Annotated in this window: 15 protein-coding genes; 6 read left to right on the forward strand and 9 right to left on the reverse strand. The window is 71.3% G+C overall.

Annotated elements, in window-relative coordinates; all coding sequences use genetic code 11:
* Positions 1–221: 221 nt before the first annotated feature.
* The 3 genes from KF823_05680 to KF823_05690 form a co-directional block, all read right to left on the reverse strand.
* On the reverse strand, positions 222–1154 hold the full coding sequence (locus tag KF823_05680) for an IS110 family transposase (GenBank protein MBX3725390.1): 933 nt from the start codon (positions 1152–1154) through the stop codon (positions 222–224).
* Positions 1155–1538: 384 nt separating this feature from the next.
* Positions 1539–3287: a phosphoenolpyruvate carboxykinase (GTP) gene (locus KF823_05685; protein ID MBX3725391.1), complete on the reverse strand. Its 1749-nt coding sequence runs from the start codon at positions 3285–3287 to the stop codon at positions 1539–1541.
* 101 nt (positions 3288–3388) lie between these two features.
* Entirely contained in the window at positions 3389–3985 is a 597-nt protein-coding gene (locus KF823_05690; GenBank protein ID MBX3725392.1) for a TetR/AcrR family transcriptional regulator, read from the reverse strand.
* 92 nt (positions 3986–4077) lie between these two features.
* Between KF823_05690 and KF823_05695 the strand changes: the two genes are divergently transcribed.
* The 4 genes from KF823_05695 (at position 4078) to KF823_05710 (ending at position 10050) form a co-directional block, all read left to right on the forward strand.
* Positions 4078–4941, forward strand: coding sequence for an alpha/beta fold hydrolase (locus KF823_05695; GenBank protein MBX3725393.1), 864 nt, complete (start codon positions 4078–4080; stop codon positions 4939–4941).
* A 25-nt stretch (positions 4942–4966) separates the two neighbouring features.
* Positions 4967–7441, forward strand: a complete 2475-nt coding sequence (locus KF823_05700; GenBank protein MBX3725394.1) for an acyl-CoA dehydrogenase — start codon at positions 4967–4969, stop codon at positions 7439–7441.
* A gap of 105 nt (positions 7442–7546) precedes the next feature.
* Positions 7547–8131: a sigma-70 family RNA polymerase sigma factor gene (locus KF823_05705; GenBank protein MBX3725395.1), complete on the forward strand. Its 585-nt coding sequence runs from the start codon at positions 7547–7549 to the stop codon at positions 8129–8131.
* A 35-nt stretch (positions 8132–8166) separates the two neighbouring features.
* Positions 8167–10050, forward strand: coding sequence for an MFS transporter (locus tag KF823_05710; protein ID MBX3725396.1), 1884 nt, complete (start codon positions 8167–8169; stop codon positions 10048–10050).
* Positions 10051–10100: 50 nt separating this feature from the next.
* Here the strand turns inward: KF823_05710 and KF823_05715 are convergent, their stop codons facing one another.
* Together KF823_05715 and KF823_05720 are read right to left on the reverse strand one after the other, a co-directional pair.
* The gene (locus KF823_05715; GenBank protein ID MBX3725397.1) at positions 10101–11708 is read right to left on the reverse strand and encodes an FG-GAP repeat protein; all 1608 of its coding nucleotides are present in this window, start codon (positions 11706–11708) and stop codon (positions 10101–10103) included.
* A gap of 136 nt (positions 11709–11844) precedes the next feature.
* Positions 11845–13353, reverse strand: a complete 1509-nt coding sequence (locus KF823_05720; protein ID MBX3725398.1) for a hypothetical protein — start codon at positions 13351–13353, stop codon at positions 11845–11847.
* A gap of 255 nt (positions 13354–13608) precedes the next feature.
* On the opposite strand from KF823_05720, the gene KF823_05725 reads away from it, so the two are divergent.
* Positions 13609–16239, forward strand: a complete 2631-nt coding sequence (locus tag KF823_05725) for a serine/threonine protein kinase (GenBank protein MBX3725399.1) — start codon at positions 13609–13611, stop codon at positions 16237–16239.
* 86 nt (positions 16240–16325) lie between these two features.
* Here KF823_05725 and KF823_05730 read toward each other — a convergent pair whose 3' ends face one another.
* Complete coding sequence (locus KF823_05730) at positions 16326–17351, reverse strand: GGDEF domain-containing protein (protein MBX3725400.1); 1026 nt, start codon at positions 17349–17351, stop codon at positions 16326–16328.
* A 208-nt stretch (positions 17352–17559) separates the two neighbouring features.
* Here KF823_05730 and KF823_05735 point away from each other — a divergent pair, with 208 nt between their 5' ends.
* Positions 17560–18033, forward strand: coding sequence for a hypothetical protein (locus tag KF823_05735; GenBank protein ID MBX3725401.1), 474 nt, complete (start codon positions 17560–17562; stop codon positions 18031–18033).
* 79 nt (positions 18034–18112) lie between these two features.
* On the opposite strand, the gene KF823_05740 is transcribed toward KF823_05735, so the two are convergent.
* From KF823_05740 to KF823_05750, 3 genes are all read right to left on the reverse strand, one after another.
* Positions 18113–19510 (reverse strand): TolC family outer membrane protein, encoded by a 1398-nt coding sequence (locus tag KF823_05740; protein MBX3725402.1) that lies wholly within the window; start codon positions 19508–19510, stop codon positions 18113–18115.
* Between the two features lie 64 nt (positions 19511–19574).
* Positions 19575–20231 carry a protein-L-isoaspartate O-methyltransferase gene (locus KF823_05745; protein ID MBX3725403.1) on the reverse strand — a complete coding sequence of 219 codons (657 nt, stop codon included), beginning with the start codon at positions 20229–20231 and terminating at the stop codon, positions 19575–19577.
* Between the two features lie 149 nt (positions 20232–20380).
* Complete coding sequence (locus KF823_05750) at positions 20381–23458, reverse strand: efflux RND transporter permease subunit (protein MBX3725404.1); 3078 nt, start codon at positions 23456–23458, stop codon at positions 20381–20383.
* Between the last annotated feature and the right edge of the window lie 8 nt (positions 23459–23466).

The raw sequence follows: 23466 nt of genomic DNA on the forward strand, positions 1-23466 counted from the left end.
GGCGGCTTTACGTGAGTGCGACGACACCGCACTTCTCCCCTCCCCCGCCTGCGGGGGAGGGGCGGGGGAGAGGGCCGTCCCGGCCAGCGCACGCCGCTGGGCCGGCAACGATGCAGATCATGGCAAGCCCCGACCCTCTCCCCCGGCCCCTCTCCCACAGGGAGAGCAGCTGTGTTCGATGTCAACCCCCAGATGCCCGGTTGTAGACGCGCGCTGGCTGGTTAGCTGGCCGGGGCAAGCACCTTCCGGTAGTCCCGCAGTTGCGCGTTCAATCGCACGACGAGCTTCCGCATGCAGGCGGTCAGGGCCACCTTCGACGGTTTCCCGGCGGCCTTCAGACGCAGGTACATGTCCTTGATCGGCTTGTTGAAGCGGATCGCGCTCAGGGCGGCCATGTAGAGGGCCGCCCGTGGAGCAGCGCGGCCGCCCCGGATGCGGCGCCCGCCCACGCGTTTCTCGCTCTCGTTGGCGAACGGCGCCAGTCCGGTCAGGGCGGCGATCTGGGTTCGATGGGCCTGGCCCAGCTCCGGCACCAGGACCCGCAGGGTCGTGGCGACGACCCAGCCCACGCCCTTCTCGCCCTGCAGAACGGCGACGTCCGACTTGACCCCGGCATCCTTGGCCAGCTCGGCCTTGAGGGTGCGCTCGATGTGCTTGATTTCCTCGCTCAGGCGCTTGATCTGGCGCTTGATGGAGTCGGTGACCGCCTTGGGAAGGCGATGGCCCAAGCGGTTCTTTTCCGCGGTGCGCTGGGCAATCAGATCCAGACGGCGGTCCACCAGGGCCTGCAGGGTACGCAGGTGCGGGCTGGCAGGCACCCAGGCAGGGCAGTCGAGCTTCTCGGCAATGAGCGCCAGGACGGCCGCGTCGACCCGGTCGGTCTTGGCGAGCTTCCCGTGCCCCTTGGCAAAATCGCGTGCCTGGCGCGGGTTGATCCGCAGGACCTCGATTCCCGCCTCCACCATCACCTCGGCGATCGGCAGGTCGTAGTCCGCGGTGGCCTCGAGGGCAACCCGAGTGATTCCCAGGCGGATCAGCTCGGCCACCAGCGCCTTGTGCGCCGCAGGCGTCTGCTTGGCCTGCCACAGTCGCCCCGTTTGCTTGTCGCAGATGGTCAGGCAGTGCTTGCCGACGTCGATTCCCGCGTAGTGCATGTCTCGTTCTCCGAAGCCGATTGGGGTTCAGAGCACTCCCCCGTCACGACTCGGCCTTGCAATGCGTACGCGAGGTACTGGCAACTGTTCGAGCAAAGGACGGAGAATGAGGGTGCAGCGTGCCTTGCTCTCCCACGTGCGTATGACGTGTCACCACGTTCGGCACCAGGGGGTAACGGCACGCTGCACCCCGCTCCCGCCCGACTCCTGACAGATCAGGAGGCGGGCAGGAGGGAACATACAAGGGGAGCACAACGCGCTGCGGTCACCGAACACCGAGTCCTGGCCCTTGGTCCCCGATCCTGGGCTGAGACACGACGCCAATCGGGAGCTGCGGAGGGGCGACCGGACCGCCAGGCGCGACCGGCTCGGCACCCGGGCGAGTCAGGACAGGGCGTCGGCCAGTCGTCGCGCCTGTTCCAGCAGCTCGGTCGGCACCCGCGGCGCGTACTCGTCCAGGTGCTCCAGCACCGCCCGGGACTCGACCCGCCAGCCGTCGGCATCGACCGCCAGCAGGGCATCGAGATCGCCGGGGTCCAGTTCCAGGCCGTCCAGGTTGAGGTCGTCGGCGTTGGGAAGCAGGCCGATCGGCGTCTGCCGGGCGCCGGCCTCGTCGTCGCAGCGGCGCAGGATCCACTCCAGTACGCGCAGGTTGTCGCCGAAGCCCGGCCACAGGAAGCGGCCGTCGGCACCGCGCCGGAACCAGTTGACCTGGAAGATCTTCGGCAGGTTCGCGCCGGTGGTGTCGAAGCTCAGCCAGTGCGCCCAGTAGTCGCCGAAGTGGTAGCCGCAGAACGGCTTCATCGCCATCGGATCGCGGCGCACCACGCCGACCTGGCCGGTCGCCGCGGCGGTCGTCTCCGAGGCCATCGCCGCCCCCATCAGGACGCCGTGCGACCAGTCCCGGGCCTGGGTGACCAGCGGCACCAGGCTGCGCCGGCGGCCGCCGAAGATGATGGCGCTGATCGGTACGCCGTGCGGGCGCTCGGCGGCGTCGGTGTAGCTGGGACAGTTGTGCATCGACACCGTGAAGCGGGCATTGGGATGCGCAGCCGGGCCGTTGGCCGGGTCGTAGGGTCTCCCGCGCCAGTCGAGTGCCGGCTCGCCCTCGTCGAGTCCCTCCCACCAGGGCCGCTGGTCGGCGGTGACGGCGACGTTGGTGAACAGGGCGTCGCGGTCCAGCATCGCCAGGGCGTTCGGATTGGTGCCCGGGCCGGTACCCGGGGCGACACCGAAGAAACCGGCCTCGGGATTGATTGCCCACAGCCGGCCGTCGTTGCCGCGCTGCATCCAGCAGATGTCGTCGCCGACCGTCCAGACCTTCCAGCCGCGCTCGCGGTACGCCGCGGGTGGGATCAGCATGGCCAGGTTGGTCTTGCCGCAGGCGCTGGGGAAGGCGGCGGCGACATAGCGGGTCTCCCCGTCCGGACGCTCGATGCCGACGATCAGCATGTGTTCGGCCAGCCAGCCTTCCTGGCGGGCCTGCCAGGAGGCGATCCGCAGGGCATGGCACTTCTTGCCGAGCAGGGCGTTGCCGCCATAGCCCGAGCCGTAGGACTTGATGGTCAGTTCCTCGGGGAAATGCATGATGAAGCGCCGCTCAGGGTCGAGTTCGCCGGTCGAGTGCAGACCCTTCACGAAGCTGCCGTCGCGCTCGATGCGGCGCAGCGCGTCGCTGCCCATGCGGGTCATCCGGCGCAGGTTGGCGACCACGTAGGGGCTGTCGGTGATCTCGACGCCGCAGCGCGCCAGCGGCGACTCGATCGGGCCCATGCAGTAGGGCACCACGTACAGGGTGCGCCCTGCCATGCAGCCGTCGAACAGCGCGTCGATGCGGGCATGCGCCTCGTCGGGTGCCAGCCAGTGGTTGTTCGGGCCGGCATCCTCACGGCGCCGCGTGCACACGAAGGTCAGGTGCTCGACGCGCGCCACGTCGTCGGGATGGGAGCGGTGCAGGTGGCAGCCCGGGTGGCTGTCGGCATTGAGCGGCAACAGGTCGCCGCTGCCTAGCATGCTTTCGGTCAGGGCCCGGTCCTCGGTGTCGGATCCGTCGCACCAGTGGATGCGCGCAGGGCGGGTAAGTCGGGCGACCTGGTCGACCCAGGCATTGAGTTCGGGCAGCTTGCTGGACATGGGTGGTGGCAGGGCAGGGGGGAAAGAGGTGTCACCGGACAGTAACCTTCGCCTGCCGGGCGTGCAAACCGCCGGGCCGCGATGCGCGCGGGGGCGGAGGCTCAGGCCGGGGGGATCAGGGTGGCGATCGTGTGGTCGATGAACGCTTCGAACTCGCTGTGCTCGGCGAAGCGCGGTTGGCCGAGCTGCAGGGAAAGCTGCAGGAAGCCGGCATACACGCTGTAGGAGAGCAGGGCGCGGTGGCTGGCCTGCTGGCGGTCCAGGCCGATCTGGCGGAACGCGCGGGCCAGGAAGTCCAGGCGCCTGCGCACCACCCGGGTCATGATCGGCTTGACCAGGGGATGGTCCAGGGCCTTGAGCAGTTCGCCGTAGATGATGTGGGTGCGCAGCTCCTCGCTGACCCGCATGAACAGGCGGCGCAGGCGCTCGCGGGGGTCGGCGATCGGTTCGATGGCGTCGAACAGGTTCTCCTGTTCCTGTCGCTCCCAGCTCTCGATGGCGCCCTTGAGCAGGGCGTCGCGGTTCTCGAAGTGCCAGTAGAAGCTGCCCTTGGTCACGCCCAGGCGGCGGGCCAGCGGCTCCACGGCCAGCGACAGGACGCCGTGCGCGGCGATCTCGTCGAGGGCGGCGTTGAGCCAGTCGTCGGCGGTGAGCCGGACCTTCTCGGGCTGCGCGGCGGGGGCGTTGCGGATGGTCATGGCATTGATGGTAACCGGGCCGTCACGGCGCCGCGCGGCTGTGCCCGGTCGGGCGATTGACCTGTGCGCCGGGCCGCTCCATACTCAGGCGTATGGAAACGCCGGCCCCCGTCCTGCCCGAAGCTGTTCGCGTCCAGGCGGCCGACGCCCTGCTGGCCGGCGAGCGCCACGGCCGGACCGGTCGCGGCCTGCTGTTCGCCCACGGCCTGGGGCAGTCCCGCGGCGCCTGGCGGCGCAGCGCCGCACGCCTGGCGGGTGCCGGCTGGCAGGCCCTCGCGGTCGATGCCCGCGGCCATGGCGACAGCGGCCGCAATCCGCCCGACCAGCCTTACCGCACCGCCCAGATGGTCGACGACCTGGCCTGCTGGGCACGCGCCTTCGATGCGCCCCCGGTCCTGGTCGGTGCCTCCATGGGGGGGCTGACCGGCCTGGCCGCGCAGGCCCTGCACCGGCCGTTCGCCGCCCTGGTCCTGGTCGACATCACGCCACGCTGGGAGCCCGAAGGCGTCGCCCGCATCCTGGCGTTCATGCGCGCCCATGCCGACGGCTTCGAGTCGATCGAACAGGCGATCGACGCGGTGGCCGCACACCTGCCGCACCGGCCGCGCAAGCGCGCCGGCGCCCTCACCGATCTGCTGGTCGCTGATGCGGACGGTCGCCTGCGCTGGCATTGGGACCCGCGCCTGGTCGAGGACATCGCCCGCGATGGCGATGCCCGCCAGCACGAGCTGATGGAAGCCGCCCGCGCCATCGACGTGCCCACCCTGCTGGTCACCGGCGGTGCCAGCGACGTGGTCTCCGGCGAGACCATCGACGAATTCCTGTCGCTGGTGCCGCACGCCCGCCACCAGGTCATCGAGCACGCCCGCCACCTGGTCGCCGGCGACGACAACGATGCCTTCGCGCAGGCCGTGCTCGACTTCCTCACCCCGCTGCAGCTCAGGCCGGCGGCCTGAGACCCCGTTAGCTAGGAGTTCCACCATGATCAACCTGCTGCCCTTCCTGGTCCTGCTGCTGGTCGCCGGCATCGCCGCCTACCACCGCTGGCGCCTGCCGACCTGGGCTGCCGTGTCGGCGATCGCCCTGGCCGTGGTCGTGTTCGGGACCCAGGTGCACTGGCTGGCCGGTCTGGTCGCCGTCGTGCTGTTCGCGGTGGTCGCCGTGCCCCTGCTGCACCTGCCGACGCGGCGCCAGTTCCTCACCCTGCCCGTGCTCAAGCTCTACCAGCGGATGCTGCCGTCGCTGTCGGAGACCGAGCAGGTCGCGCTGGAGGCCGGCACGGTCGGCTTCGAGGGCGAGCTGTTCACCGGCCGGCCGGACTGGAGCGTCCTGCTGCAGCAGCCGGCGCCGCGACTGACCGCCGACGAGCAGGCCTTCATCGATGGCCCGGTCGAAGAGCTGTGCGCGATGATCGACGAGTGGCGCATCAACCACGAGCTGGCCGACCTGCCGCCGGCGATGTGGGAGTTCATCAAGAAGCACCGCTTCTTCGGCATGATCATCCCCAAGGACTTCGGTGGCCTGGGCTTCTCGGCCTACGCGCATCACCGCGTGCTGGTGAAGATCGCCTCGATGTCGGGCACCGTGGCCTCCACCGTGTGCGTGCCCAATTCGCTGGGACCGGCCGAACTGCTGCTGCACTACGGCACCGACGCCCAGAAGCAGCATTACCTGCCGCGCCTGGCGCGTGGCGAGGACATCCCCTGCTTCGGCCTGACCAGCCCGACCGCCGGTTCCGACGCGACCTCGATCAGCGACCACGGCATCGTCGAGAAGCGCATGGTCGACGGCAGGGAAGTGCTGGGCGTCCGCCTGACCTTCGACAAGCGCTACATCACCCTGGCGCCGGTCGCCACGGTGATCGGCCTGGCGTTCCGCCTGTACGACCCCGACCGCCTGATCGGCGAAACCGAGGACGTCGGCATCACCCTGGCCCTGCTGCCGCGCGACACCCCCGGTATCGAGATCGGCCGTCGCCACTTCCCGCTCAACGTGCCGTTCCAGAACGGTCCGATCCACGGCAAGGACGTGTTCGTGCCGATCGATACCCTGATCGGCGGCCCGGCCTACGCCGGCCAGGGCTGGCGCATGCTGGTCGAGTGCCTGTCGGTGGGCCGCTCGATCTCCCTGCCCAGCAACGCCACCGGCGGCGTCAAGATGGCGGCGCTGGCGACCACCGCCTACGCGCGCATCCGCAAGCAATTCAACATGGCGATCGGCCACTTCGAGGGCATCCAGGAAGCGCTGTCGCGCATCCTCGGCAACGCCTACGCGATCGGCGCGCTGGCGCGCTCGACCGCGGCCGCCGTCGACCGCGGCGAAAAGCCCTCGGTGCCCTCGGCGATCGCCAAGTACCACACCACCGAGCTGGGCCGCGAGGTGATCAAGGACGCCATGGACATCCATGGCGGCAAGGGCGTGATCCTGGGCCCGAAGAACTACCTGGGCCGGGCCTGGATGGGCGCGCCGATCTCGATCACGGTCGAGGGCGCCAACATCATGACCCGCAGTCTGATGATCTTCGGGCAGGGCGCGATCCGCTGCCATCCGCTGGTCCTGAAGGAGATGCAGGCGCTGGCCGAGCCCGACCCGGGCCGCCGCCTCGCACTGTTCGACGGCCTGCTGTTCGCGCACGTCGGCCTGGCGGTCAGCAACGCCGTGCGGGCGTTCTGGCTGGGCCTGATCCACGCCCGGGTCGGCCGTTCGCCCGCGCACCGCGACACCGCCAAGTACTTCCGCAAGCTGGACCGCTACGCCGCGGCGCTGGGATTGACCGCCGACATCGCCATGCTCGCCTTGGGCGGCAAGCTCAAGATGAAGGAACGACTGTCGGCCCGCCTGGGCGACGTGCTCAGCGAGCTGTACATCGCCTCGGCCGTGCTCAAGCAGTATGAGGACCAGGGCCGGCCCGAGGCCGACAAGCTGCTGCTGGCCTGGACCATGCACGACCGCATCCACCGCATGCAGGTGGCGCTGGCCGGCTTCATCGACAACTTCCCGGTGCGCTGGCTGGCCTGGTTCATGGCCTTCCTGGTGTTCCCGATCGGACGGCGCGAGCGCGCGCCGTCCGACCGTCTGGGCCGGCGCCTGTGCACCCAGCTGCTGGCGCCCTCGGAGACCCGCGACCGCCTCGCCGAGGGGGTCTACCGCACGGCCAGCGCCAACAACGAGGTCGGTCGCATGGATGCCATCCTGCCCCTGGTGATCCAGGCCGAACCGGTCGAGCGCAAGTTCGTGAAGGCCTTGCGGGGCGGTGCCATCAAGGCGCTGGATCCGGCCGGGCAGCTCGCCGAGGCGGTTGCTGCCGGGGTGCTCAGCGAAGCGGAAGCCGAGCTGCTGGCCAGGGCGCGCGAGGCGGCGATGGCCTTCATCCACGTGGACGACTTCGACGCCGCCGACCTGCGCGCCGGCAAGGGCGCCCGCGAGGACCGGCCGCCCCTGCGTACCGTCGCCTGATCCCCGCGCCGGCCGGGTCCACGACCCGGCCGGCGCGCCGGCGTTGCCGGACGCGGCCGACCGTGGCAAGGTCGGAGCCGCCGCAGCCGGGAGGGCGGTCCTGCGATGGAAGACATCACCAGCCTGATCGGCATGGCGCGCGAAGGCGACAAGCCCGCCGCCGAACGGCTGTTCGCCCTGCTTTACGAGGAGTTGCGGCGCCTGGCCCGGCGCCAGGTGAACGGGCCGGACCCGCCCATGCATGCCACGTCCCTGGTGCACGAGGCCTACTTCCGGCTGGCCCGGGAGGGCGCGCTGGCGGTCAACGACCGCGAGCATTTCTATGCACTGGCCGCACGGGTCATGCGCCAGATCATGCTCAATGCCGTGCGCGCGCGCGGTGCCGCGCGCCGCGGCGGCGGCCTGCGGGTCGAGGCGCTGGACACCCAGGCGCTGCGGGTCATCGCCGGCGATGAGCTGGGCGAGCACGTGCTGGAACTGGATGCAGCGCTGGCCAAGCTGGCCAGCCTGGAGCCGGCCCTGGAGCGCCTGGTCGAGCTGCGCTTCTTCGCCGGACTGGAACTGGCCGAGATCGCCGTCCTGCTCGACCGCTCCGAGCGCTCGCTGAAACGCGACTGGCGCCGCGCCCGGGCCTTCCTCTACGCCGAGATCGCCGGCCGGCCGGAGGATGCCGGTCCACCGCCCGCCTGACGGCGGCCACCGGCGCGGCAGAGAATCCCGGAACGATGGCCAGCCAACAATTCAGACTGCTGCGCCGGCGCCGGTTCGGACCGTTCTTCGCCACTCAGGCGCTGGGTGCCTTCAACGACAACGTCTTCAAGAACGCGCTGGTCATCCTGGTCGCCTTCCACCTGCCTGGCATGAGCGAAGGCCAGGTGAACTTCTACTCGAATCTGGCGGCCGGGCTGTTCATCCTGCCGTTCTTCCTGTTCTCGGCACTGGCCGGCCAATGGGCCGAGCGCCAGGAGAAGTCGGCCGCGATCCGCGCCGTCAAGGCCATGGAAGTGGCGATCATGGCCGCCGCCGCGCTGGCCCTGTGGCTGCAGTCGCTGCCCCTGCTGCTGGCGGTGCTGTTCCTCACCGGCCTGCAAAGCACCCTGTTCGGGCCGCTCAAGTACTCGATCCTGCCGCAGGCCCTGCGGCCGCGGGAACTGGTCGGCGGCAACGCCCTGGTCGAGGCGGGCACCTTCCTGGCGATCCTGCTCGGCACCCTGCTGGGCGGCTGGCTGATGAACGTGGCCGGACATGGCGCGGTGCTGACCGGCGCAACCGTGTTCGTGCTGGCGCTGCTGGGCTGGTGGGTCTCGACCCGAATCCCGCTGGCGCCGCCCACCGCCCCCGATCTGCGCATCGACTGGAATCCGCTGCGTGCCTCGCTCGCCATCCTGGGCCACCTGCGCGGCCGCCGCGCCGTGCTCAACTCGGTGCTCGGGGTGAGCTGGTTCTGGTTCTTCGGCGCCCTGTTCCTGGCCCAGCTTCCAAACTACACGCGCATCAACCTGGGCGGCGACGCCACCGTCGCTCCCCTGGTGCTGACCCTGTTCGCGCTGGGCATCGGCACCGGCTCGCTGCTGTGCGAGGCACTGTCGCGGCGGACCGTGGAGATCGGCCTGGTGCCCCTGGGTGCCCTGGGCATGACCGTGTTCGGCATCGACCTCTACCTGCAGCGTCCCGGTGCCGCGCCGGTCGCCGGGCTGGACTGGTGGGCCTTCCTGTCCGCGCCGGGCAATCTGCGCCTGTGCCTGGACCTGCTGCTGATCGGCGTCTGCGGCGGCCTGTTCACGGTGCCGCTGTATGCGCTGATCCAGCAGCGCTCGCCGCGCGAGCTGCTGTCGCGGATCGTCGCCGCCAACAACATCCTCAACGCCCTGTTCATGGTGGCCGCCGCGGTGCTCGCGATGGTGCTGCTGCAGGCTGGCCTGGGCATCCCGCAGCTGCTGCTGGTGCTGGCCCTGCTGAACGCCGTCGTGGCCATCTACATCTTCACCCTGGTGCCGGAATTCATCGCCCGGTTCCTGGCCTGGGTCGTGATCCGGCTGCTGTACCGGCTGCGCGTGCAGGGCATCGACCAGGTGCCGGACCAGGGTCCGGCGCTGCTGGTCTGCAACCATGTCAGCTACATGGACGCGATGCTGGTCCTGGGTGCGGTGCCGCGGCCGGTGCGTTTCGTCATGTACCACAGGATCTACAACGTCCCGGGCCTGCGCCAGCTGTTCCGCGCGGCGCGCGCCATACCCATCGCTGGCGCCCGCGAGGACCCGGCGGTGATGGAGGCGGCCTTCGCGCAGATCGACCGGGCGCTCGCCGAGGGCGAGCTGGTCGGCATCTTCCCGGAAGGCGGCCTGACCACCGATGGCGAGATCGCACAGTTCCGCAAGGGCGTGGAGCGCATCCTGGCGGCGCGGCCGGTGCCGGTGGTGCCGATGGCGCTGCGTGGCATGTGGTCCAGCATGTGGAGCCGGCGCGACACGCGCATGGGCCGGATGCGTTTGCCGCGCCGGTTCCGTGCCAGTGTCGAGCTGGTCGCCGGGTCGCCGGTCGCCGCCGCCGAGGCCAGCGCGGAACAGCTCGAGATGCGGGTGCGGGAACTGCGCGGCGCGCGCGCCTGAACCGCAGCACGCCGCGACGCCGAACTGGCAGGCCAACGCCGCGCCCTGGCTCAACAGCCCGGCAGCCCGCTCGCGCACTGGAAGCCATTTTCGAACAGGCGGTCCTCGACGTACAGCCAGACCTGGCCGCGCGGCGGCGGCGGTTGGCCGAGGATGCGATGTCCTGGCACCCCAACGGCCAGGGTCCGGCCGGCCACGTCGAAGTCCAGGCTGCTACCGAAGCGGGCGTTGTTGTGGGTCGGCGTGTTGCCGGCCGGGCGCAGCTCGCCCCAGTACTGGTTGAGACTCCAGTCGCCGGCAGGAAAGCGCCGGATCTCGGCCAGGCCGACCTCGGGCCGGCCGCCGCCGACCGAGGGCGTGCCGGGCGCGCCGACCGCGATCAGGTTGTCGAAGCCCAGGGCGAGCGCCGCCCCGAAGCGCAGACCGTTGCCGATGCCGTCGGGCACGTTGGCCGGGCCGCCGCTTTCCTGGAGCAGCCAGGCCCAGGTGCCGGCGGTGTTGGTCAGCGTGTAGCGGCGCACGGTGCCCGGTCCCGGGAAGGTCTGGACGCTCGAGTACCGGTTGTTCGGTGCGCCGACCAGCAACTCGTTGCGGTTCATCGCGACCGCCGCGCCGAAGTTGGCGAAGACGGCATCGTCGCTGCCCAGCGCTGCCGGTCGCACGGTCGCGTTCAGCGTCCAGGTCGGCGCCGCGATCGCACGCTGGTAGACGTACGCGCTGCCGCGCGGCAGAGGGGTGCCGGCAAACACCGTGTTCGGCGCACCGATCGCCAGCCGCACGTTGCCCGGCTCACCGACGAAGAAGGTTCCCGGTTCGCGCAGGGCCAGCGCCCAGCCGAAACCGAAGACGTCCGGACCGGGCTCGAGGATCGCCTCGGGCTCGCCGAGCGGGAAGGTGTCGTTCGCAGCCCGGCGCACGACGCGTACCTGGCCGGATCCGCCGCCGTCGGTCGCGCAGCCGATCGCCAGGTAGTTCGCGCTGAGCGCCAGTGCGGCCCCGCAGCGCCGGCCCGAACCCGATCCGGACATGGTTCCAGAGCCATTGAACGTGACGCCCGAGAAGCGGTTCGTGTAGACCTGTCCGCGCCGTTCGACGCCCGCCGTCGCCATCTCCGGACAGCCGAACGCCAGGTGCGGGAACCGCAGCGCCACCGAATGGCCGCAGCGCGAGCCCGGCTGCGCGCCGGAGGTGCCATTCGCCTGCAGCCGGCGCTGGCTGAGCGTCCACTGGTTGTCCGCACCGCGCCGGAACAGGAACACGGCGCCGTGCGGGCCGGTGCCGTGGGTGTCATGCGTCCACACCGTTCCCGGTGCGCCGACCGCAAGCCAGTCGCCGTCGATCGCCACGCTGTAGCCGAACTCGGGGCCGTCCGGCGCATCCTGCGGCGGCAGGTCGGAATAGTCGCCGACCAGGACCTGGCGGCGGATCAGGCCATGCACGGCCGCGAGGCCACCGCGCAGGGCCTCATCGTCACCGGCCGCGATCTCGGCATCGACCTGATCGACGATGGCGGCCTGGACCTGTTGCCATGCCTCGGCATCGAGGCCGTCCGGCGGCGCCTCGCCGGCACGGGCGGGCGGTGCCAGCAACAGCGCGAGGGCGGTCAGCAACAGCGCGATGGCGGTCAGCAACGATGGTGTGTTCGATCTGGCGTGCATGGTTTTCTCCGCGGGCATTCCGACCCGTCTGGCAGTCTCCACACCGGTTGTGGCGGCCCGGGGCCAGCCGTCGTCATCTCCTTGCGTCCGGCAAGCCGAAGCCGCCACCCGGCCGGACCCGGTTGCCTGTCGCTGCTCAGCAGCCCGGCAGGCCGGAGCCGCAGCCAAGGCCATTGGCGAAGATGCGGTCGGGTCCGAACAGGATCACCTCGCCCCAGGGCGCCGGGATTTCCGCGAACGGCGCGCCTACGGCGGCGGTGTCCGTCGCGTTGTCCACGGCAACCGAAGTACCCAGCTCGGCATAGCGCGGAGCCACCAGGGCGGCGGCGTTCCAGTGCGCCACCGGGACGTAGATCGCCGGCTGGGGCGTCGATCCGCCGCCCACGCGCTGGAACCGGTGCACGCGTCCCTCGTAGTTGTCCTGGCCGGAGGCCCCGGGTTGCCCCACCCACAGCCCGCCCTGCGTTCCCGAACTGCTGGTCGCGACCGCATGGCCGAAACCGCTGTCGGGCTCGGCCAGGCCGCTCGGCGGCAACACCGAGGTGCCGGTGCTCCATAGCGACCCGTTGAAGTCGAACGCCAGTACCCGGCCGCCCTCGCTGCTGCCCGGGCAGCCGACGAACCAGTCGGCGGCCCCCAGGGCGACACTGGCACCGCAGTTGTCGAAGGCTTGGGCACCGCCGGGTCGGCTGCGCGACAGCTCCTGCGCGAACGAACCGCCGGCGGCGAGACGGCGGAAAAGGTAGGCGATGCCACCGACGTTCGCCGTGCCGCCGTGGTTGTACCGGGGATCGCCCACCGCGATGCGCACCAGCCCCGACGGGGCGCGGAACAGGGCGACACTGCGTCCGAAATCGCCGCCAGCCGGCGGGCCGGGGTTGGCAAGGGTCTGGACGCGCTGCCAGGTCTCGCCGCCATCGAGGGTCGGCACGCGCTGGAAGACGTCCACCGTTCCATTGCCGCCGGTGCAGCCGCTGACCGCCCAGGTGGTCTCGACCTCGCCGGTTCCGTGCATCGCCACCGACGTCCCGCAACGCTGGGAGGCGGCCTCGCCCAGTACCGACTGTGCGTTGCCGTACTGGCCGGTCGCCGGGTCGCGCTCGAAGAAGGTGGTCCGTCCACGGGCGAACAGGCCGCCGCCGGTGTGCTCCGGGCAGCCGATCACTGCATGGCGGCCGCGCAGCGCCACCGAGGATCCGCAGCGGGCGCTCTCGCCCGAACCGAACAGGATGCGCTGGCGCTGTTCCCACCGGGTCGGACTGACACGCTGGAAGAGGAACGCCGCGCCGCGCACCTGGCCCGAGTTGTCCATTCTGGCCGGGACACCGACCAGCAGCCAGTCGCCGTCCAGGGCAACGGCGCGACCGAACTGCACCTCGCGTCCCGGGGTGTCGTTGACGCCGTCCAGCACGGGCTGCACGATGTCCAGCGGCACCAGCGGGCCCGGTCCGCTGGTGGTCGAGCGCCCGGGATGCGCGTCCATCGCGATCAGGGGTCCCGCTTCCGGTGCCATTGCTGCAGCGACCGGCGCGGGTTTGCTTGCCTGAACGGCGGTCGCCAACAGCATCGGCACCAGGCCGCTGCCGATGGCGCGGAAAAGCGACGGTCGCGGGTTTCCCTCGCGGATCGCATGGATGATGGGCATCGCCAGATTCCTCCGAAGTGCCTGCCGTTCTCGGCAGCCTTCCCTGTCCAACACCGCAAGGGGCTTGCGCGGGCCAGGTGCCCGGACCTGGGTGCTCCCGAGGCGTCGGGCAGGGCTGGGCGCCAGAGCGTCCTGTCCCGTCCCCTGCCGGCCGCATCGCGGCCGTGGTTGGCCCCCGGCCGTCGCGGAACGGGTGGCTTGCGATGGGCGTTCGAGCGTCTACCATCACAGGGCGGGCCCGTCCCGGGAGAGGGCATGACTGCGGTCGACAACCAGACCTGGAGCCGGATCGCCGGGCTGTTCGACGAACTGGTCGAACTCCCCGAGGTCGAGCGCGCCGACCGCATCGACGCGATCGCCCGGGAGGAGCCGGCGCTGGCCCGCGAGATCGCACTGCTGCTGCAGGCGGACAGCGCGGCAGCGGGCATCCTGGAGGCGACCTTGATGGAGGTCTCCCCGGACCTGGCCCGAGCCGCCACGCCCGGCGCCTGGGAGACACGGGCCGGTACGGAATTCGGTCCCTACCGGCTGCTCACGGCCATCGGCGAGGGCGGCATGGGCGAGGTCTGGCGCGCCGAGCGCGCCGATGGCGCCTACCGGCAGGAGGTCGCGATCAAGCTGCTCAAGCGCGGCCTCGACACCCAGGCGATCCTGCGCCGCTTCCTGCAGGAGCGCAGCATCCTGGCCCGCCTCGAACATCCCGGGATCGTCCGGGTGTTCGACGGCGGCATGAGCCCGGACGGTCGCCCGTGGTACGCGATGGCCTGCGTCGAGGGCACGCCGCTGATCGCCCACGCCGCCAGCCATGGCCTGGACCTGCGCCAGCGCATCGCCCTGCTGGCCCAGGTCGCCGATGCGGTGGCCTACGCCCATGCCCGGCTGGTGGTCCATCGCGACCTGAAGCCCGGCAACATCCTGGTCGATGAGCAAGGGCAGCCGCACCTGCTCGACTTCGGCATCGCCAAGCTGCTGGAGGACACCGGCGAGGGCACCGTGACCGGCAGCCAGGTGCGGGTGCTGTCGCCGGCCTACGCGGCACCCGAACAGATCCTCGGCCAGCCGGTCGGCACAGCGACCGACGTCTACGCGCTCGGCGTCATCGCCCACGAGCTGCTCACCGGCGTCCTGCCGCACCGGCGCAGCTCCCGCGATCCGGGTGTGCTGGCCGGCGAGCTGGGGCAGGTCACCGCGGTCGGACGGGCCAGCCAGACGATCGGCCATGGCGATGAGAAGGCGCTCGAGCGGGTCTGGGGCACAGGCATCGACAGCCGCCGACTGGCGCGCCAGGTGGCCGGCGATCTCGACCTCGTTCTGGCGACCGCATTGCGGCCGGAACCGGAGCGTCGCTACGCCGGCGCCGCCGCCTTCGCCGCCGACCTGCGCGCCTGGCTGGACCGTCGACCGATCGCCGCGCGCCCCGACAGCGCCGGCTACCGCCTGCGTCGCTTCGCCCGTCGTCACGCCGCCGGGGTCGTCGCCGGCAGTCTGGTGGCGATCGCCCTGGTGGCGGGGCTGGCGCTGGCCCTGTGGCAGGCCGGCATCGCCCGCGCCCAGGCCGAGCGTGCCGAACAGCAGGCCCGACGTGCCGAGGCGACCAAGGACTTCGTGGTCTCGGCGTTCGCCGGCCTGAATCCGACCGCCGCGCGCGACGGCAGCCAGTTGCGCCTGACCGACTTCCTGGACGCATTGTTGCGCCGGTTGGACGGCGCCCTGGCCGACGCCCCGGAGGCGCGCATCGAGCTGCGCACCGAGCTGGCCAAGGCCCTGCAGGAGCTGGGCGAGCTCGACGCCGCCCACGCCGCGTTCGCGCAGGCCGAACGCGAGGCGCTGGCGCAGCCGACGCTGTCGCCGCAGGCGCTGGGCATCCTGCTGCATTCGGTCGCCGTCAACCACCAGCGCCGCGGCGACCTGGACGCCGCCGAACGCGATCTGCAGCGCGCTGTCGCCGCTCTGTCGGGCGAGGCGCCCGGCATCGCCCGGGAACGCATTGCGGCGCGCACCACCCGCGCCTACCTGGCGATCGACCGTGGCCGTTACCGGGAGGGACTGCGCGAGTACGAGGCCATCCTCGAGGATCGCCGGAACCTGCTCGGCGTCGAGGACAGCCGGATGGCGGTCGACCACATGAACCTGTGCGTGTCCCGCTGGTGGCTGGCCGACTATGCGCGTGCCGAGCAGGATTGCCTGCGCGCCTGGGCGCTGCTGGAGAGCGATGCGCAGTCGCCGAGGGCGAGGTTCGCCTGGGTGGGCAACGCGCTGGCGCTGGTGCTGGGCGCGCAGGGGCGATGGCAGGAGGCCGAGCAGGCGTTCGCCGGGGCCCTGTCGACCGTGCGGCAGACGCTGGGGGACGACCATGCGATGGCGAAGCTGGTGGCCATCAACCAGGCGGCTGTGTGGCTGGAGCGGGGCGACCACGCGGCGGCGCTGGACGGCATCGATGCCGTGCAGGCACAGCCCGGATTCGCCAGCGTCGCCGGGGCGACGCAACGCTCGGCGCTGAGCGTCAGGCTCGGCGCCCTCATCGGCCTGGGGCGACTTGCCGAGGCGGACGCGCTGGTGGCCCGATTGCGGCCACCGGACATCGGTTCCGAACCCGCCCTGACGCTCAGCGAGCTGCGCACCGACCGGCGGCTGGCCGAGTTGCTTCTGCGCCAGGGGCATCTTGCCGAGGCCGGCGTGAAGATCGAAGGGGTGGTCGAGGGCTATCACCGGCTCGATCTGCCGGATCATGACGATCTCGCGCGTGCCCTGCGGGTCCAGGCGGAAGTCGCCGAGCTCGAAGGCGATGCCGCTTCCGCCGCCCGGCTGCGCGGCGATGCGCGCAGGCGGGCCACCCAGACGCTGGGCGAGTCGCATCCGCTGGTCGTGGCGCTCGGCGGCGACTGACCGGTGATCGGGGCGGGCCGTCGCGCAGTCCGCGGCCGGATCTGAGATGGTCTTCCCCGTCTGCCTGGCGCACGGCCAGGCGTCGCTCAGGCGGGATCCACCTCGACCCGGTTTCGACCGGCCTGCTTGGCCCGGTACAGGGCGGCATCGGCACGGGCCAGCCAGGTCGACCAGGTTTCCCCGGTGCGCAACGGGGTGCCCCCGATCGAGACCGTGACGTCCGGGGCCACGGCCTGCAGGCCCTCGTTGATGCGCAGGTGCATGGCCGACAGCGCCTGATCGGCCTGCCTGCCCGACAGCCCCCGCAGCAGCACGACGAACTCCTCGCCGCCGAACCGGTAGAGGCCATCGGCGCGTCGGATCTGGCTGCGCAGCACTTCGACCAGGGCGACCAGAACGCGGTCGCCGGCTTCGTGGCCGCTGCTGTCGTTGACCCGCTTGAAGTGGTCGAGGTCGAGCACCGCCACGGTGGACACCGGGCCGCCGCCGCGCAGTGCCTGCACCGCCGTTTCGAGGTCCCGTTGCAGCAGGCGGCGATTGCCCGCGCCGGTCAGGGGATCGTGGCTGGCCAGCAGTTCGAGCTGGCGCCGCTGGGCGGCGTAGCGCGCTGAGAAGCCCCAGGCGAACAGCGTCACCAGGACCGCGCTGACCGTGTACACCAGGCGCTCGGCGAGATCGCCGAACAGGTCGCCGCGACTGGCGATGGTGCCGATGATGACCAGGTTGACGGCGCCCGCCAGTTCCCGACGTGTCAGCACGAAGTTCAGCCACAGCACCAGGTAGCCCCAGTAGGCGCCGGTGCGGCCGAACACGAAGGTGCTGGCCAGGCAGGCCAGGCCGCAGACCACCACGAAGGCGGCCGCGGCGGGCGCGCTGTCGCGGCTGCGCAGTGCGACCGCCACGACCGTCGCCAGCGCGAGCACGATGACGACGTTGGCGGCCGCCCCGATCACGTTGCCCGAGTGGAAGCGGTACACCGCGAACAGCGCGATGGCGAAGATCGCCAGGCCGCCGGCCGACACCATGATCGCCAGCACGAAATCCTGGCGCAGCCGCTCGGCCAGGCCGGCTCCCTGGCCGCGTTCGGCATCGCGGGCTGTTGCCGGCGCCATGCGCAGTCTCCGGGCCGGTCGGGTCGGCCCCTCCAACGGGCCGATCATGCGCCCGCGACGGGTCGACGGCAATGGCCGGGGGCAGCAGGTCGCACGGGTGGATCACGCCAGCGCCTGAAGCATGGCCCCTGCGGCCGCTTCACGGTGTGTATCAGCTCAGCGACGCAGCGCGTCGCTGCGGAACGCCCCTCAGCCCCCGGAGACTCTCATGCCCCGCCATCGCGCCATCGCCTACCTGCTGCCTGTTGTGCCGCTGACCTTGTGCCTCGCCAGCGGGCCCCTCGTCGCCGCGGCGACCGGCACCGGACATTTCCACGCCGCCGAGTCCAGACGCGAAGTGGCCGATGCCATCGCCTATGAGGACCGCTTCGATCCCGGCCATACCCGTCTGGTGTTCAGCGACATCGCCTTCGACCGCGCGACCATGGCGGAAGGCGGCATCGACCTGACCGATTTCCTGGGCCACCCGGGGGCGATGCTGGACTTCAAGATCGACCCGACCGGCGCGGTCGACATGCTGATCATCAGTGCCGGCGGCCAGAGCCAGTACCTGTCGGGCGCCGAGGCCGGCGACCTGCTGCGCCTTGAGCGGCGCGACCGCGAGCGGATCGTCGGCCAGGTCGAGTCGGGCGACCTGCACCGCATCCGTTTCGACCTGCCGGTGGAGCCGGCAGGCCAGTGACGCCCTGGGTGACCCGACCGGCGGCCAGCCAGGGCGTTGGTGGGCGGCTTGCAACAGGGGGCTGCCTGCCCCCGGTCGCTCAGTCCCTGCGACGGCCGCGCTCTTCGTCGGCCGCCACGCGGGCGCCGATCTCCTCGGGCGACAGGCGCTCGGTGGTCAGCAAGGCGTTGACGCCCTGCAGGTCGGCGACGTCGATCACGCCGGCGGTGCGCTTCAGGCGCAGCCCGTTGAGGATGAACTGGTGGCGCGCGTTGGAATAGTCGCGCTGCGCCTGGAACAGCAGCTGCTGCGACAGCAGCACGTCGACGATGGTGCGGGTGCCGACCTCGAAGCCTGCCTGGGTGGCCTCCAGCGCGCTCTGCGCCGAGATCAGCGCCTGCCGGCGGGCCTCGACGCCGCTGATCCCGGCGACCACCGCGCGGAAGTCGCTGCGTGTCTGGCGCAGCAGCAGGCGGCGCTCGGCTTCGACGAAATCCTCCGCCGCGTCGCGCAGGTGGATCTGCTGGCGCACCCGGGCCTGGGTGGCGAAGCCGGAGAAGATCGGCACGTTGAGGCTCAGGCCGATCAGGGTCTGCTCGGTGCTGGTGGCGCTGAACGGACCGACTTCGCCGCTGAGCAGCCGGGAGTCGGTGCGCGACACGAAGCCGCCCAGGGTCGGCAGGTGGCCGGCACGGGCGGTCTGCACGTCGCGGCCGGCCGCCTCCAGGGCGAAGCGGCGGGACGCCAGCGCCGGGCTGGCCTGCTCGGCGGCGGTCTCCCATTGGCCCAGTTCGGCAGGCTCGGGGCCGGCCAGCGGGATGGCCAGGCGCAGCGACATCAGATTGCCCCGGACCGGCTCGCCGGTGAGTTCGGAGAGGGCTTCGAGGGCGTCGTCGTAGGCGTTCCGGGCGGCGATCACCGCAGCCCGCGCGCCGTCGAAGCGCGCCCTTGCCTCGTGGACATCGGTGACGGCCGTCAGCCCGACCTCGAAACGCTGCTCCGCCTGCTCGAGCTGGCGGCCGACGGCGCGCTCCTCGGCTTCCGCGAAGGCCAGGGCATCCTCGGCGGTGAGCGCGCCGAAGTAGGCCTCGGCGACGCGCAGCAGCAGCGCGTCGAGGGCGACCTGGTAGTCGGCCTGGGCGCGGGCGCGGGTGGCGCGCGCGCTGCCCAGGCTGGTGATCGCGCCCCAGTCGAAGATCGTCTGGTCCAGACGGACGCTCCAGCTGCGCGTGCGGCTGTCGGAGGAGAACGGCCCCTGGGCGGTGTCGCCGTCGGTGCGGTTCTCGGTGACGCCGATGCTGCCACCGACCTGGGGCAGGAGGGCGGCGCGCGCCAGCGGCACGGCCTGGCCGATCGCCAGGCTGTTGGACTCGGCGGCGGCGAGCTGCGGGTCGCTGCGGCGCGCCAACTCGTAGGCCTGCATCAGGTCCAGGGCTTGGGCGCCGGAGCTGACGCTCAGGGCCAGGGCGGCAAGCAGGGAAAGGGGCTGGAGGCGCATGGTCTGTTTCTCGTGCATTGACGGAATCGTGCCGCCGGACCGGTCGCGCCGGTTCCGGTAGGGCCTAGAGGGTGAAGCGCCGCACCGGGGCGGCGCCGTGCAGGTAGCCGAGCGAGGTCTCGAACAGGCTGTCGGTACGCACGTGCTGGTCGATGCGCGTGAGCAGCACGGCCTCCATCGCCGGCGCCTCGCCACGCACCACGAACATGCGGCCGCCGGGCGCCAGCCAGTCCAGCCAGGCCGGCGGCACCTGCGCGACGGCGCCGGTCACGGCGATGGCATCGAAGCGGCCCTGCGGCGCGAAGCCCGACAGTGCATCCGCGGCCATCACCTCGGCATTGTCGATGCCGTCCGCGCTCAGCCGGCCGGTCGCCGACTGCGCAAGGGAGACGTGCCGCTCCAGGCTGAGCACCGATCCCGCCAGCCGGGCCAGGCAGGCCGTGATGTATCCCGAACCGGTGCCGACCTCCAGGACGCGCTCGCCGCCGGCCAGGGCCAGCGCCTGCAGCATCCGGCCCTCGAGGACGGGTTTCATCATGAGTTCGCCCTCGCCGATCGGGATCTCGACGTCGGAATAGGCCACCGCCCGGTAGGTGTCCGGCACGTAGCGCGCGCGTTCGACCGACCTGAAGATGTCGAGCACGCGCGTGTCCAGCACCTCCCAGGGGCGGATCTGCTGCTCGATCATGTTCTCTCGGGCCAGTCTCAGGTCGGTGTTCATGGGCATCGGGGGACGGTGATGGGGACCGGAAATGGTAGGACCCGGGGGGGCGGCCGGGCAAACCGGGCGGTCCGGGGGCTAGCGTGGCGCAGGTGCCTGATCCGGCGCAGTGCCGGAAGTCACCGGCCCCGTTGCGGACCGGCCCGTCCTCATGTCGTTCCAGCCCGGGGCTGCGGCGACTCGATCCGGAACCAGGCCGCATACAGGGCCGGCAGGAACACCAGGGTGAGCGCCGTGCCGACCACCAGCCCGCCCATGATCGCCACCGCCATCGGACCATAGAAGTCGCTGCGTGACAGCGGGATCATCGCCAGCACGGCGGTCAGGGCGGTCAGCACGATCGGCCGGAAGCGCCGGACCGTGGCCTCGACCACCGCCTGCCAGTGCGGCACCCCGGCGGCGATGTCCTGCTCGATCTGGTCGATCAGGATCACCGAGTTGCGCATGATCATGCCGGCCAGGGCGATGGTGCCGAGCATGGCGACGAAGCCGAACGGCACCCGGAACAGCAGCAGGAAGGCGACCACGCCGATCAGTCCCAGCGGCGCGGTCAGCACCACCAGCAGCACGTAGGGAAAGCGCTTGAGCTGGAACATCAGCACGGTCAGCACCACCAGCACGAACAGCGGCATGCCGGCGTTGACCGAATCCTGGCCCTTGGCGCTGGCCTCGACGCTGCCGCCGGTCTCCAGCAGGTAGCCCGGCGGCAGCCGCTCGCGCACCGGGTCCAGGCTGCGCGAGACGCGCGCCGACACGGTGGCCGGCTGCACGCCGTCCACCACGTCGGCGCGTACGGTGACCGTGGGCAGGCGGTCGCGGTGCCAGATGATGCCCTCCTCCTGGCCGTACTCGAAGCGGGCGACCTGCGCCAGCGGCACGCTGCGGCCGCCGGCGGTCGGCATCGCCAGGCTGTCCAGCGCCGACAGGCGGGCACGGGCGCTGGCATTGCCGCGCAGCAGGATGTCGACCAGCCGGTCGTCCTCGCGGAACACGCTGACCGGCACGCCGGACAGCGAGCCCTGCAGGAAGTTGGCGACGTCCTGCGAGCTGATGCCGAGCACGCGCGCGCGGTCCTGGTCGATGACCAGGCGCACCACCTTGCTGGGCTCGTCCCAGTCCAGGTGGACGTTGCGGGTGGCGGCATCGCCGCGCATCAGGACCGCCGCCTCGCGGGCCAGGGCGCGCACCGTGGGGATGTCCTCGCCGCTGATCCGGAACTGCACCGGATAGCCGACCGGCGGGCCGTTCTCCAGGCGCAGGACCCGGGTGCGGGCCTCCAGGAAATCGCGCTCGAACAGGTCCAGCAACCGGCTGCGCACCCGTTCGCGCGCCTGGGTGTCCGTGGCGAGCAGCAGGAACTGGGCGAACGAGGCCTGCGGGAGCTGCTGGTCGAGCGGCAGGTAGAAGCGCGGCGCGCCGGTGCCGACGAAGGCGACATGGTTGACCAGGTCGGGGTCGTCGGCCAGCACCGCCTCCAGTTTCTCGACCTGGGCGCGGGTCGCGGTCAGCGAGGCGCCCTCGGACAGCTTGATGTCGACCAGCAGCTCCGGGCGCGTCGAGCTGGGGAAGAACTGCTGCTCGACCAGGCCGAAGCCGGCCAGCGAGAGCGCGAACAGCACGCCGGTGCCGGCGATGACCAGCCAGCGGCGGCGCAGGGCGCCGTCCACCAGGGTGCGGAAGCGGCGGTAGAACGGCCGCTGGTAGGGGTCGGCCTCATGACCGCGCGCCCGGGCACGTGCCGCCAGGTCGGGCAGCAGGCGATCGCCCAGCCAGGGCACGAACAGCACCGCGACCACCCAGGACAGCAGCAGGGCGATGGTCACCACCTGGAACAGCGATCGCGTGTACTCGCCGGTGTTGGATGCGGCGGTGGCGATCGGCAGGAATCCGGCGGCGGTGACCAGGGTGCCGGCCAGCATCGGGAAGGCGGTCGAGGTCCAGGCGAAGGCGGCGGCGCGGACCCGCTCCATGCCCTGCTCCATCTTCACGGCCATCATCTCGACCGCGATGATGGCGTCGTCGACCATCAGGCCCAGCGCCAGGACCAGGGCGCCCAGCGAGATCTTGTGCAGGTCGATGCCGAACAACGCCATTGCCGAGAAGGTCATCGCCAGCACCAGCGGGATGGTGATCGCCACCACCAGGCCGGTGCGGAAGCCCAGCGAGAAGAAGCTGACCAGCAGCACCACGGCGACCGCTTCCGCCAGCACCTTCAGGAACTCGCCGACCGAGGCGCGCACCGCGGCCGGCTGGTCGGCGACCCGGTCCAGCACCAGACCGACCGGCAGCATGGCGCGCAGCGCCGGCAGCGCGTCGTCGAGCTGGGCGCCCAGCTCGAGGATGTTGCCGCCCTCGACCATCGAGACCGCCAGGCCCAGCGCGTCGCGACCCATGAAACGCATGCGCGGGGACTCCGGATCCACGAAGGCGCGGCGCACGCTGGCGATGTCGTCGAGCCGGAACAGCTGGCCGTTGGCGCGCAGCGTCAGCGCGGCGATCGCCTCCACCGAATCGAAGGCGCCGGTGGTGCGCAGGTGGATGCGTTCGCTGCCGGTCTCGACGAAACCGGCCGGCGCGATCGCGTTCTGCGCCTCGAGCATCGCCCGGACCTCGCCGAAGCCCAGGCCCAGCGTCGCCAGCTTGCTGTTGTCGACCTCGATATGGATCTGCGGGGCCTGGACGCCGACCAGGTCGACCTTGGCGACGCCCGGCAGGCGCAGCAGGTGCAGCTTGAGGCGACGCGCCCAGTCGCGCAGGGCGGCGTCGTCGAAGCCTTCGCCGTACAGGGCGAACAGGTTGCCGAAGGTCTCGCCGAACTCGTCGTCCAGGAACGGCCCGATGGTCTCCCTGGGCAGGGTGTGGCGGATGTCGCCGACCTTCTTGCGCAACTGGTAGAACATCTCCGGGACGTCGGCGTTGCGCACCGATTCGCCCAGTTCGACGAACACCAGCGACTCCCCGGGTCGCGAATAGCTGCGGATGTTCTCGATCCGCGCCATCTCCTGGATCTTCTCCTCGACCCGATCGGTGACCTGGCGGGCCACCTCCTCGGCGGTGGCGCCCGGCCACAGGGTGCGCACGACCATCACCTTGAAGGTGAACGGCGGATCCTCGGACTGTCCCAGGCCACGGAAGGAGAGCATTCCGATCAGAGCGGAAAGGACCATGAAATACACGACCAGGCCGCGGTTGCGCAGTGCCCACTCGGACAGGTTGAAGCGGCTCATGCACGGGG

The organism is Lysobacterales bacterium (assembly GCA_019634735.1).
Taxonomy (GTDB): domain Bacteria; phylum Pseudomonadota; class Gammaproteobacteria; order Xanthomonadales; family UBA2363; genus Pseudofulvimonas.